General features: G+C 39.6%; 12 protein-coding genes. 8 read left to right on the forward strand and 4 right to left on the reverse strand.

Annotation, left to right across the window (positions count from 1 at the left end; genetic code table 11):
- Positions 1–56 precede the first annotated feature (56 nt).
- The 3 genes from mtaB to IL356_RS11825 all read right to left on the reverse strand — a co-directional run bounded on the left by mtaB (position 57) and on the right by IL356_RS11825 (position 3,127).
- Positions 57–1,385, reverse strand: a complete 1,329-nt coding sequence (mtaB, locus tag IL356_RS11815; protein ID WP_121848809.1) for a tRNA (N(6)-L-threonylcarbamoyladenosine(37)-C(2))-methylthiotransferase MtaB — start codon at positions 1,383–1,385, stop codon at positions 57–59.
- A gap of 110 nt (positions 1,386–1,495) precedes the next feature.
- Positions 1,496–2,671 carry a GlmU family protein gene (locus tag IL356_RS11820; protein WP_121848808.1) on the reverse strand — a complete coding sequence of 392 codons (1,176 nt, stop codon included), beginning with the start codon at positions 2,669–2,671 and terminating at the stop codon, positions 1,496–1,498.
- 174 nt (positions 2,672–2,845) lie between these two features.
- Positions 2,846–3,127 carry a type B 50S ribosomal protein L31 gene (locus IL356_RS11825; RefSeq protein WP_121848807.1) on the reverse strand — a complete coding sequence of 94 codons (282 nt, stop codon included), beginning with the start codon at positions 3,125–3,127 and terminating at the stop codon, positions 2,846–2,848.
- A gap of 185 nt (positions 3,128–3,312) precedes the next feature.
- On the opposite strand from IL356_RS11825, the gene IL356_RS11830 reads away from it, so the two are divergent.
- From IL356_RS11830 to IL356_RS11860, 7 genes are all read left to right on the forward strand, one after another.
- Positions 3,313–3,834: a DUF4199 domain-containing protein gene (locus IL356_RS11830; protein ID WP_121848806.1), complete on the forward strand. Its 522-nt coding sequence runs from the start codon at positions 3,313–3,315 to the stop codon at positions 3,832–3,834.
- Positions 3,835–3,875: 41 nt separating this feature from the next.
- Positions 3,876–4,850, forward strand: coding sequence for a glycosyltransferase family 2 protein (locus IL356_RS11835; protein ID WP_121848805.1), 975 nt, complete (start codon positions 3,876–3,878; stop codon positions 4,848–4,850).
- A gap of 33 nt (positions 4,851–4,883) precedes the next feature.
- Complete coding sequence (locus tag IL356_RS11840; protein WP_121848804.1) at positions 4,884–6,593, forward strand: phospho-sugar mutase; 1,710 nt, start codon at positions 4,884–4,886, stop codon at positions 6,591–6,593.
- Complete coding sequence (locus tag IL356_RS11845) at positions 6,593–8,419, forward strand: ABC transporter ATP-binding protein (protein WP_121848803.1); 1,827 nt, start codon at positions 6,593–6,595, stop codon at positions 8,417–8,419. The genes IL356_RS11840 and IL356_RS11845 overlap by 1 nt, the downstream gene beginning before the upstream one ends.
- Before the next feature lie 85 nt (positions 8,420–8,504).
- Positions 8,505–9,047 carry an RNA polymerase sigma factor gene (locus IL356_RS11850; RefSeq protein WP_121848802.1) on the forward strand — a complete coding sequence of 181 codons (543 nt, stop codon included), beginning with the start codon at positions 8,505–8,507 and terminating at the stop codon, positions 9,045–9,047.
- 33 nt (positions 9,048–9,080) lie between these two features.
- Complete coding sequence (locus IL356_RS11855; protein WP_121848801.1) at positions 9,081–9,596, forward strand: hypothetical protein; 516 nt, start codon at positions 9,081–9,083, stop codon at positions 9,594–9,596.
- Positions 9,586–10,035, forward strand: coding sequence for a hypothetical protein (locus IL356_RS11860; RefSeq protein WP_121848800.1), 450 nt, complete (start codon positions 9,586–9,588; stop codon positions 10,033–10,035). The genes IL356_RS11855 and IL356_RS11860 overlap by 11 nt, the downstream gene beginning before the upstream one ends.
- A gap of 167 nt (positions 10,036–10,202) precedes the next feature.
- On the opposite strand, the gene IL356_RS11865 is transcribed toward IL356_RS11860, so the two are convergent.
- Positions 10,203–11,105 (reverse strand): WD40/YVTN/BNR-like repeat-containing protein, encoded by a 903-nt coding sequence (locus tag IL356_RS11865; RefSeq protein WP_317125468.1) that lies wholly within the window; start codon positions 11,103–11,105, stop codon positions 10,203–10,205.
- A gap of 79 nt (positions 11,106–11,184) precedes the next feature.
- Between IL356_RS11865 and IL356_RS11870 the strand changes: the two genes are divergently transcribed.
- A complete protein-coding gene (locus tag IL356_RS11870) occupies positions 11,185–12,396 on the forward strand; it encodes an RsmB/NOP family class I SAM-dependent RNA methyltransferase (protein ID WP_121850690.1) in 1,212 nt (403 codons plus the stop codon).
- Positions 12,397–12,402 lie beyond the last annotated feature (6 nt).

Below are 12,402 nucleotides of genomic sequence, written 5' to 3' on the forward strand. Positions count from 1 at the left end.
CATTATTAAGAATCTCACTTTCAGTGGGATTTTTTTTATCCCTACCCTAGCTGACTTTAGGCGCTTATCAATTCTTTGACAAAATCGAAACGTACGAGGCCGCTTTCATCAATTTCAGTTAGCTTGACTTCGTGCAATGTATTGACCAAATTCGGATTCCAAGGGGCCATTACCTTCACATAATTCTCTGTAAAACCGTGAATGTAGCCTTCTTTGTTTTCCCCTTCAAAAAGCACTGTACGTTCTGTGCCCAATTGGCTCTCGTAAAAAGCCCTCCTTTTTTTTGCGGATAGGCCACGAAGCATTTTACTTCTTTTACTCCTTACCTTTTTAGGTACTACCCCATCCATTTCAGCTGCCGGGGTGTTCTGCCTCTCAGAATAGGTAAAGACATGTAAATAAGAAACATCCAAATCATTTAAGAAATGATAGGTTTCAAGAAAATGTTCATCTGTTTCACCTGGGAAGCCTACAATTACGTCAACTCCGATACAGGCATCGGGCATTACCTGCTTAATCTTCTTGATCCGATCTACATAAAGTGCACTTAAATAGCGCCTTCTCATCAATTTAAGAATATCGTCACTACCGCTTTGTAAGGGTATGTGAAAATGAGGAACAAAAGAATCGCTCTGGGATACAAAATCGATTGTTTCATTCTTCAATAAATTAGGCTCTATAGATGAGATTCTTAAACGGTGAATTCCATCAACGGTATCTAATGCCTCTACTAGCTCTAGAAAGGTGTGTTCATGTTTTTTATTACCAAACTCTCCCTTGCCATAATCACCAATGTTTACACCCGTTAAAACAATCTCTTTGATTCCCTGCTCAGAGATTTCGGCCGCATTTTTCAAAACATTTGAAAGAGTATCACTTCTTGAGATTCCCCTGGCCAATGGTATGGTACAGTAGGTACATTTATAATCACAGCCGTCTTGAACTTTCAAAAAAGCCCTTGTTCTATCACCTATGGCATAACTACCCACATAAAAATCGGCATCTTCAATTTCACAAGAATGAACCTCGCCAAAATCGTTTTTTGACAGGTCGTTGATGTAATCGGTAATCTTAAATTTTTCGGTCGCCCCCAAAACCAGATCAACACCATCTACAGCCGCTAATTCTTCAGGTTTTAATTGGGCATAGCAACCAATGGCCGCCACAAAAGCCTCGGGATTAGATTTTTGCGCCTGTTTCACGATTGTCTTAAATCGCTTATCGGCATTCTCGGTCACCGAACAAGTATTGATTACATACATATCGGCCTTTTCCGAAAAATCGACACGATCAAAACCTTCTTCTTGAAAGCCTCTGGCTATCGTAGATGTTTCAGAAAAGTTCAGTTTGCAACCGAGCGTATAAAATGCAACCTTCTTTTTCATGAGGGTTTTTATTTTGGGGTGCAAATATACACAGAATTAATGGGCCGCCTTTTCAATGTAGTTGGCATCCTTAAAAATTCGATTTGCTGAAATTTACACCACAAATACGGTTAGTAATTTCGCCATTTTTTGGTGAGTTCAAAAACATGTTCCAATATTTTGGCATCCAATTCTGTAAACTCGACATTTCTTCTGGCCATCATTACCTTAGCAGCCTCAAAAGCCTTTGAAGTTGCATAAGTAGAAAAGCCGGACGCCCCGCCCCAACTGAAACTAGGCACAAAATTTCTTGGAAACCCCGGCACGTAAATATTACAGTTGACCCCTATGACGGTGCCTGTATTGAACATCGTGTTAATGGCGGTTTTGCTATGATCCCCCATCATTAGTCCGCAAAATTGCAAGCCTGTTTGCTCAAATTTCTCGGTAGCATAATTCCACAACCGAACTTTGGCATAATTGTTCTTGAGGTTAGAATTATTCGAGTCAGCACCAATATTACACCACTCACCTAAGACAGCATTACCCAAATAGCCTTCGTGCCCTTTACTTGAATAACCAAAAATTACCGAGTTACTGATTTCACCACAAACCTTGCCATATGGCCCAACGGTTGTGGCACCATAAATTTTAGCTCCCATCTTAACTACGGCATTATGACCAAGTGCAAATGCGCCCCGAATTAGGTTTCCTTCCCAAACCTCAGAGTCCTTTCCCAAGTAGATTGGCCCATCGGTCGCGTTTAAAATACTGTGCTCAACTTTTGCCCCTTCTTCGGCAAAAATACGCTCAGGATGAATCAGCGTATTCGTATTTGATATGGGTGCACTCTCTCGACCTTCGGTCAGCAAATCAAAATCTTCTTGAATGGCCTCGGCATTTTTCGAGAAGATATCCCAAGTATTGATTACCCTGAGCACATCACCATCATAGTCGATGGCCGTATAATCTTCAAAATCAACTTCTTCTTGCGTGTCTTTGGTATAAAAAGCAATGACCTCTTCCCCCTGAAAAATGGCTTCACCTTCAGAAAGGCCCTTTACCAGTTCAACCAGCTCACTATTTGGCAAAAAAGAAGCATTGATTAAAACATTTTCTTCCATTTCGACCATGGGGTATTTTTCGGAGAGATAATCTTCGGTAATGGTCGTAGTAGTATAACCTAGGTAGGTTTCCCACTTTTCACGTATGGTAAGAATGCCTATTCTGATATCGGCTACCGGCCTTGTAAAAGTAAAGGGCAATAGGTTTTCACGAACAGTACCATCAAAAAGTATGTAGTTCATCGGTAAGCTATTTTCCGTAAAATTAAGTAATCTAATTACGGATGCCTTTTTAATTTATTGTTAGATTTTAAAATTAATTGCATGCGAGTGCTTCCGTGCTGCTACCCACTCTAGTAATACACAAAAAAACGCCCCCTTAAAAAAGGAGGCGTCTCTACCAAGCAATGTGCTTGATTATTTCTTATCAGAATCTGCCTTTGCTGGCTTCTTCTTAAATTTTTCGTACTTGCTCTTGAACTTATCGATACGTCCGGCAGTATCCAAGAATTTGGCTTTACCAGTATAGAACGGGTGAGAAGTTCTAGAAATTTCCAATTTTACCAAAGGGTATTCAACGCCATCAACCTCAATAGTCTCTTTGGTATCAGCGGTAGATTTGGTCAAGAATACATCGTCGTTCGACATATCTTTAAAGGCCACCAACCTATAATTTTCTGGGTGTATGTCTTTTTTCATCTTTATAAAATTTTACGCACCCATTCCGACAGGCACTCATTTTAAGGCTGCAAATTTAGTTATTTTTATTTACCCGACAAGTACTCAATTTAAAAAAGAGTAAGAAAATATTTTATATTTAGGCGTAACAAACAACATCACAATACAACTTATTATCTATAACAACTTAAAAACAAAATTAAATCATGGAAGAAAATCAACCAACTACAGGCAAGTATTCACTTAATTTTGGTGCCTTGGCCGGTGGTATCGGAATCGTCTTTGGCATTATGCTCTACACGATGGATATGCACTATGAAAGAGGTTTGGCAGTTCAAGCTACCCAAATCGCTATCTTGGCGGCCGTTATTGCACTTGGCATTTTTCAGTTTAAAAAAGCCAATCTCGGCTTTTTAAGTTTATCCGAGGCGTTAAAACTTGGTGCCGGTATTGCCCTAATTTCAGGTATAATAGGCTTAATTTACTTTTTTGTCTTCTCTAATTATGTTGAGCCCGATTTTATGGATAATATGTACGAAATAGGCAAACAACAGGCTATGGAGAACAACCCCGAGCTTACCGAAGAGCAAATCGACCAAGGTATTGAAATGCAAAAAAGTTTTGCATGGATTTCTTATCCGGTTATCTTGATCCTAAATGTCATCATTGGCTTGGTGGTCGGTCTTATTGCCGGATTAATTCTTAAAAAACAAAAACCTGCGTATTGATTGCAAAATTGTATTTTTGGGCAGACCTATAGAATAATTGAATGGATCTGTCCATAATTATCCCTCTTCTAAACGAGGAGGAATCATTAAAAGAACTTCACGATTGGATTGTTAAAGTAATGCGGTCTAATGGATATGTATATGAAATCATATTCATTGATGATGGAAGTTCAGATGGTTCATGGAACCTAATTCAACAACTTACCCGCGAAAACATTCATGTAAAGGGTGTTCGATTTGTCAAAAATTTTGGTAAATCGCAGGCCCTTCATGCCGGTTTCAAAGCTGCCAAAGGTAAGGTGGTCATTACTATGGATGCCGATTTACAGGACAATCCTGAAGAGATACCCGAACTTTATGATTTGATTAAAAATGAGGGCTACCATTTGGTTTCTGGTTGGAAGAAAAAAAGATACGACTCCCTCCTATCAAAGAACCTGCCTTCAAAACTTTTCAACTGGGCTGCCCGAAAAACTTCGGGTGTACAATTGAACGATTTCAATTGCGGCTTAAAAGCTTTTGATCAGAAAGTTATTAAGAACATTGAAGTCTCCGGTGAAATGCACCGTTACATTCCTGTATTGGCAAAAAATGCGGGTTATAGTCATATCGGTGAAAAAGTCGTTAAACACCAGGCGCGAAAATACGGCAAGACCAAATTTGGTATAGAGCGTTTTATTAATGGTTTTCTGGATCTGCTTACCATTTGGTTCGTATCTAAATTCGGCAGACAGCCCATGCACCTTTTTGGGGCTCTCGGGGTACTTATGTTTATCATAGGCTTTGGTTTTGCCCTTTATTTAGGTGTTGACAAACTTTTTATAAATACCAGAGGAAGGCTTATTACAGATAGGCCTCAATTTTTCATTGCATTGACCGCAATGGTAATGGGAACCCAATTGTTTTTAGCGGGTTTTCTGGGCGAAATATTGATAAGATCAAGAAAAAATGAAGCCCGTTATACGGTTTCCGAAGAAATTAATTTAACACCTGCTGAAAAGCAATATTCTTCTTAAATTTAAGTACAAAAAATACGAATACTATATACTATGGATGCCATTTTGAACACCGCTAAAAGCTGGTTGACCGATTTTTTCGATCCGGCCGTTAAAAAAGAAATACAAGACCTTATCGCCAACGATACCGAAGAACTTAAAGACAGGTTCTACAAGAATATGGAATTCGGAACAGGCGGAATGCGTGGTGTTATGGGCGTTGGCACGAATAGAATCAACAAATACACCTTGGGTAAAAGTACGCAAGGCCTTAGCAATTATTTGAAAAAAGTCTATGATGGCGAAAATATTAAGGTAGTTATCGCATTTGATTGTAGAAACAATAGCGACACCTTGGCCAGAACGGTCGCCGAAGTTCTTTCTGCGAACGGAATCAATGTTTATCTTTTCTCAAGCCTTCGTACCACACCTGAGCTTTCATTTGCCGTAAGACATCTTAAATGTCATGCTGGTATCGTATTGACAGCATCACACAATCCGCCTGAATACAATGGATACAAGGTTTACTGGACTGATGGCGGACAAATAGTACCTCCGCAGGATGGTGAAATCATATCCGAAATTAATGCCTTGGCTTATGAAGATATCAATTTTGACGCGAACGAATCTTTGATCAAATTAATTGACAAAGAAGTTGACGAAGCATTTTTTGAAGCCTCGGTAGCTAATGGTAATTTTGATGCAAAGGGAAAGGATAATTTTAAAATAGTCTTTACCTCGTTACACGGAACTTCCATAACCGCCATACCTGAGGTGCTTGAACGAGCGGGATACAAGAATGTTACTATCATTGAAGAGCAAGCGGTGCCGAACGGCAATTTCCCCACTGTTAAATCACCTAACCCCGAAGAAAGCGAGGCCCTATCGATGGCCATTAAAAAGGCGGAAGAAATAGGTGCAGACATGGTCGTAGGTACAGACCCTGACAGTGATCGTTTGGGTATTGTAGTTCGTAACCTTGATGGTCAAATGGAAATTGTAAACGGTAACCAGGCTATGGTTCTTATGACCAAATTTCTGTTGGAACAGCAGAAAGAAAAAGGTTTCAAGGGTAATGAATTTGTAGCAACTACCATTGTCTCTACCCCAATGATGGAAAAAATGGCAAATGCCTACGGCGTTGAGTTCAAAACTGCATTGACCGGATTTAAATGGATAGGAAAGATGATTAAAGATTTTCCTGAATCTCATTTTGTCGGTGGCGGCGAAGAAAGCTATGGCTATATGGTGGGTGATTTCGTGAGAGATAAAGATGCCGTTACTTCTACTCTATTGGCCTGTGAAATTGCTTCTCAAGCAAAAGCGAACGGGAGCTCTTTCTACAAAGATTTGATTCAATGTTATGTTGATTACGGTTTTTATAAAGAGAAACTTATCTCCATCACCAAAAAGGGAATGAGCGGTGCCGAAGAAATCAAGCAAATGCTAAAAGATTTCAAAGAAAATCCTGTTTCTACAGTGGCCGGTTCAAAAGTTGTATGGATCGAAGATTATAATACATCGATAGCGAAAAATGTAATCACCGGCGAAGAAAAAGCCATTGACATTCCCAAATCGAATGTATTGATTTACGAAACGGAAGATGGTACTCGAATCGCTGCCAGACCTAGCGGAACAGAACCAAAGGTAAAGTTTTACATTAGCACCAACGGTAAATTAGAAAAGGCTGAAGATTACAAAAAGGTCTCTGCAGAGCTAGATGAGAAAATAAATACCATCTTGGGCGAACTTAACCTCGGTTAATGGATTACTTTAAGAAGATTCTCAGGTTTGCAAAACCTTATAGCAAATACGGCTATTTAAACATCTTTTTTAATATTCTTTATGCATTGTTCAGCGCCCTTTCATTTGCGGCGCTGATTCCTATGCTAGATGTTCTTTTCAAACCTGAAAACAAGGTGACCGTTGAGCCTGTATATGAGGGTTTTGGGCAACTTAAAGATTACCTTCAAGATTATATCAATTACAGGGTCACCGTGTATTCCGGTGATGACGAGATGAAAGGCCTGGTTCTAGTAATTGGTCTTGTTTTGGTACTGTTTCTGCTAAAGAATTTTTTCAATTATTTGGCCATGTATTTCATTACCTTCTTAAGAAATGGTGTATTGAAAGACATTCGAAATAAAATGTACCAGAAAATCGTAGAGTTACCTGTGTCATTCTACTCCGAGAAGCGAAAGGGTGATGTCATTGCCAGAATAACATCTGATGTACTTGAAATTCAGCATTCTTTTCTATCGATCCTAGAATTGATAGTTAGAGAGCCACTCACCATCTTGTTTACCATTCTCATCATGTTCGGCATCAGTACGAAGCTCACATTGTTTGTCTTTATATTTATACCCATCGCAGGAGCCATCATTTCAAGAATCGGAAAATCTTTAAAGAAAAAATCGGACCGAGTACAACGAGAACAGGGCGAGTTTTTATCTATTGTTGAAGAAACTCTTGGCGGTTTAAGGGTTATAAAAGCCTTTAATGCCGAGTCTCACTTTTACCAATTATTTTCTCGCTCGACCAAACGATTTTTTAGGTTTTCGAATACTTTGTTGAATAGACAAAATTTAGCTTCTCCAACAGGTGAGTTTCTTGGTATTCTGGTCATAGGGGTTTTATTGTGGTTTGGTGGCCGAATGGTTCTGGTAGAAGAAACACTGGACCCTTCCTCTTTTATTGCTTACATGGGGCTGGCATACAACATTTTGACCCCGGCAAAAGCCATCAGCAAAGCTTCGTACGGAGTAAAAAAAGGAAATGCAGCAGCGGAACGGGTACTGGAGATTTTGGAAACCGAAAACCCTATTTCCGACAAACCGAATGCTGTTGAAATCTCAAGTTTTGAAAGGGGTATCGAACTACAGAATGTTTCCTTCAAGTATGAGGATGAATACGTATTGAAGAATTTTAACCTTAGTGTTCCAAAAGGGCACACGGTGGCCTTGGTTGGCCAATCAGGTAGTGGTAAAAGCACCATCGCTAACCTTATAACCAGATTTTATGACGTTAATGAAGGAGCTATCGCTTTAGATGGCCATAGCATCAAAGACGTGACCAAAAGCTCATTACGGTCATTATTGGGCTTGGTTACCCAAGACTCCATACTTTTTAACGATACGGTAGCCAACAATATAGCTCTAGGTAAAAAAGATGCTTCAGAGGCAGAAATAATTGAAGCGGCTAAAATTGCCAATGCCCATGAATTCATTTCTGAGTTACCGGAAGGTTATCACACCAATATCGGCGATAGCGGTAATAAACTGAGTGGCGGCCAAAAGCAGCGTCTTTCCATTGCCCGGGCAGTTCTCAAGAACCCGCCTATCATGGTTTTAGATGAGGCTACTTCGGCCCTAGATACCGAAAGTGAACGCTTGGTGCAAGATGCATTGGAAAAAATGATGCTAAACAGAACCTCAATTGTCATTGCACATCGTCTTTCAACCATTCAAAACGCCGATACGATAGTTGTTCTCCAAAAAGGAGAAATAGTCGAGAAGGGTACCCATAGTGAACTTTTGGAAAGAGATGGTGTCTACAAAAAATTGGTGGCCATGCAATCACTTGCTAATTAATTTTTAAAATTATAGTAATCATTGCATTACGGATTAAACCTTTTATCTTGGTCAAGGTCTAATAGTATATCTAAAGTGCATCTATTTGGTTTCCGAAGAAACTTTAGTTCAACAATTAAAGCAAAAAGAAAGTTCTGCAAGTGCCTTTGAAGTATTGGTAAGTACTTACAAAAAGCCCCTGTATTGGCATATTCGCCGAATTGTTCTTAATCACGATGATACCGATGATGTTCTTCAGAATACGTTCATCAAAGTATACAGGAATATCGACGGATTTAAGGGGGAGAGCAAGTTGTATTCATGGCTCTATCGAATAGCTACCAACGAGGCGCTCTCCTTTCTCAAGAAAAAAGCGAAACGCAACGGCTACACCGATGCCGAATTGCAAGAAAATATCGTCCAAAACTTACAAGCAGACGTATATTTTGAAGGTGATGAAATTCAACTAAAGCTTCAAAAGGCGATTGCCACATTGCCAGAAAAGCAAAAGTTGGTTTTCAATATGAAGTATTTTCAAGACCTTAAATACGAAGAAATTTCAGAAATTTTAGAAACTTCGGTAGGTGGTCTTAAAGCAAGTTATCATTTAGCGGTTAAAAAAATTGAAGCTTATCTCAAAACCGATTAAACCTTTTAAGTTTTTGAGTGTCAAATAAAAGCAATGAGCGACCTAAATAAAAATAATCCGTTTAATACGCCCAAAAATTATTTTGAGGGTTTTGAAGAAAAGCTATTTGAAAAGCTTTCTTCAAGCGAGAGCACTTTACCTGAAGATGATGGGTTTGCTATTCCGAAAGATTATTTTGATTCTTTTGAAGGAAGGCTGCTCGATACTTTGGCTGAAGAGAAAAGCAAGGTCATATCATTACGCAGTAATTACAGAAACTATTATTACATAGCAGCTTCTATCGCTGCCATATTACTTATCGCCATATTCATAAAATTGGGTGTTTCCGATGAGCCAACTTTTGACGACTTGGCCAATTCGGAAATCGATGCCTATTTTGAAAACAATGATATCGGGCTTACCAGTTATGAAATAGCAGATGTTATACCAATTGACCAATTAGAGGTTTACGACGTAATGGAAAGCCGTTTTGTTGAAGAACAAATGGTCGATTATCTCAATGAAAATATTGAGGATATTGAAGCCCTAAATCTTGATTATGATGAATAGCCGAAAAATTCTGATTGCATGCATGGTAGCTTTTGCTTCTACCCTATCTTTCGCACAAGAGCATTCTAAAAAAGATAAAATCAACGCGCTAAAGGTTGCATTTCTGACCGAAAAGCTCAATCTAAGCACAAAAGAAGCTCAAGAATTCTGGCCGCTTTATAATCAATATGAAAGCAACAAAGAATCACTTAGGCATGTGCAATGGAGAGAGGTTCGTTCTAAAATAAAGGATGCGAGCGATATTTCTGAAAAGGAGGCCCAAGCCCTTGTAGAGAAATATTTGGACTATGAGCAGGAAGAGGAAAAAATCGAAAAAGATTACTTAGAAGCGGTCAGCAAAGCTATTTCCGCGAAGAAAACACTACTTCTACTACGCTCCGAAGAAGAATTTAAGAAGCAACTTATCAAACAATATCGGGAAAAAATGGGCTACAATTAGGCCTCAATAAGTTTTTTAAGCAAATTTCGGGTTTCAATCTCTTATTTAAATACCAATCTTGAAATTCTGTTTTTTCCAGCAGCATACGCAACAGAATCGTTAACGAATCGAAGGGTATAGAAGGGTTCTTGAGAAAGGGCCGACCATGTTTTACCCTGATCAGATGATTAGGAAATTCCGGTAAAACCAAGGGCCACTATCTCCTTACCTTCCGATTTAGGAACAAACTGAATACAGCTTTTATATCCCGGTTCTAAACCATCCGCTATTAAGTTCCAAGTATTACCTCCATCCAAAGTAATGGCCTTATTATCTTTTTTACCATCGGGTTGAGTATAGTCGCCTCCTATGGCTAGACCAATCTCTTCATTGTAGAAATCCAACGAATAAATTCCTTGGGTTGGTTCCGATCCTTCTATTGGCGTGTCTTGAATGGTCCAAATTTTTCCCTTATTGGTAGAATGATACAATCTACCTCCGGTAGTAGCAATCCAAACCTTATCCCCTTGTATTTCAACATTAGTGTTACTGGCCGCGAAAGCCCCCTCCCCTTCCAATGCTTTAGGTAGTTCATCACACGGTAGTTTCGACCAATTATTGCCTCCATCATCAGTCATAAGTATACTAAGGCAGCCCTCGAAACTGTCTCCAACGGCTATTCCATCCGAATCGTTAAAAAATTTAAGCGAATCATAAAAAACATGCTCCCCTTCCTCTTTATATACAAGTTCCATTTTTCCTTTGTCACCCGTTTTGTAAAGTAACGCCGGTGTAGCGACCGACAGCATAAAAAAATCGGTAGACGTGTGCCCGACAGCCCTAAACTCTGGCGTGATGGAATCATACTTCTGTATATTTGTCCGAACTTTATGGGTATTTAAATTTATACTACCGAAAATACCGTTGCTGCCTGCAAAAGCCAAACTCTCGCCCATTAGCTCAATAGCCCTTATACTGACTGAATCTTCGTAAACATCGGTAACAGACACCGACGTAAACGGCTTTCTTTTATCCACCTCTTGACAAGAAAGAAGGATTAGCAAACAAACAATAGCACCTAATCTCTGCATGATTATAAATTTTGTCAAAAATAGAGCCATTCGCCATGAATACAATACCTTTGCACCCACCTTTTTAGAAACGAACTTTATGAGACTACACCGAAATCTTGTGTTTGCCGTAATTGATGCGCTACATTTAATATTTAATGAAGGCGAATATGCCGATAAGGTAGTGCAAAAGGTATTGAAGTTCGATAAGCGATGGGGAAGCAGAGACCGTGGCTTCATTGCCGAAACTACCTACGAAATGGTTCGCTATAAAAGGTTGTATGCCGAAATCGCGGGGGTTAAAGCTCCTTTCAACAGACCAGAGCTTTTTAGAATGTGGGCGGTTTGGGCCGTTTTGAAAGGCATTCAGTTACCCGATTGGAAACAGATTGAACCAACACCCGAAAGAAGGATAAAAGGCAAATTTGATGAGCTCTCCAAAATTAGGAAGTACCGCGAAGCGATTCCGGATTGGATAGATGAATTATGCGAAAAAGCATTGGGCGATGAACTTTGGACCAAGGAAATTGCCGCCCTCAACGAGCAGGCAGAAGTCATTTTACGCTCCAATACCTTAAAAACAACCCGCGAGAAACTAAGAAAAACATTGCTCGACGAGGGTATCGTTGCAGAACCTATCAAAGGCTACCCTTTGGCTCTCAAACTTGTGGAGCGTGCCAACGTTTTTGTGACACAGGCCTTTAAAGATGGCCTATTTGAGGTTCAAGACGCTTCTTCACAGTTAGTTTCAGAACTGTTAGATGTGCAACCTGGGCAACGAGTGGTCGACACCTGTGCCGGTGCAGGTGGAAAATCACTGCATTTAGCTGCGCTCATGGAAAACAAGGGCCAATTGATTTCTATGGATGTTTACATTAGTAAGCTAAAGGAATTGAAAAGACGTGCCCGACGCAACGGTGCCCATAATATTGAAACCCGGGAAATCGATTCGACCAAAGTATTCAAGAAATTATATGGTAGTGCCGATAGGGTATTGATCGATGCGCCGTGTACAGGTTTGGGTGTTATTCGTAGAAACCCGGATACCAAATGGAAATTACAACCAGAATTTCTCGACAAGATTTTGGCTACACAAGCAGATATTATTCGTAGTTATAGCAAAATTGTGAAACCCGGTGGCAAAATGGTTTATGCTACTTGTTCTATTTTACCTCAAGAGAACGGAAATCAAGTTCAATCATTTCTTCAATCGGAAGAAGGTAAAGATTTCAGTTTGGTGAAAGACAAGAATATATTTGCTTCGCAATCAGGTTTTGACGGTTTTTACATGGCTCTTTTACAGAAGAAGTAATCAACA

The sequence above is a fragment of the Euzebyella marina genome, from assembly GCF_014855515.1.
GTDB lineage: Bacteria > Bacteroidota > Bacteroidia > Flavobacteriales > Flavobacteriaceae > Euzebyella > Euzebyella marina.